Source organism: Adlercreutzia equolifaciens (genome assembly GCF_029076695.1).
Lineage (GTDB): Bacteria > Actinomycetota > Coriobacteriia > Coriobacteriales > Eggerthellaceae > Adlercreutzia > Adlercreutzia equolifaciens_A.
This window is the reverse complement of the sequence record NZ_JARFIK010000442.1, coordinates 1-297: the sequence shown is the minus strand read 5'-3', so window position 1 is coordinate 297 and position 297 is coordinate 1. Positions and strand designations below refer to the sequence as shown.

At 64.0% G+C, this 297-nt stretch carries 1 pseudogene; it reads right to left on the bottom strand.

The features are described from left to right. Positions 1–297 (bottom strand): annotated as a pseudogene (locus PZH32_RS13090) (hypothetical protein); the annotation flags it as partial.

The following is a 297-nucleotide window of genomic DNA, read 5'->3' as shown; positions in this document are numbered from 1 at the left end:
AGACCGAGGGTCGCCCCGACTACGCCGTGCAGTTCCTCCGTCGTGGACAAGGGGCAGCCCTCGTGCTGGCACATCGAGCGCAGGGCCTCGTTAGCAGCCAGATAACGCTCGCGACGCGCCACAGCCTCCACGTTCTCATGGGTGCGCTCGGCCTCGGCGGCAATATCAATGGCGCAGATGAACAGCGGAATATCGAGGGCCCGGACGGACGCACCGCCGGCAAACGCGTTCGCCGCTAAGGTTTCCCTCAGCGGTTTTCCCTGAGTGTTGGTGTCGATTTCCCCTCGTCCCAAATCG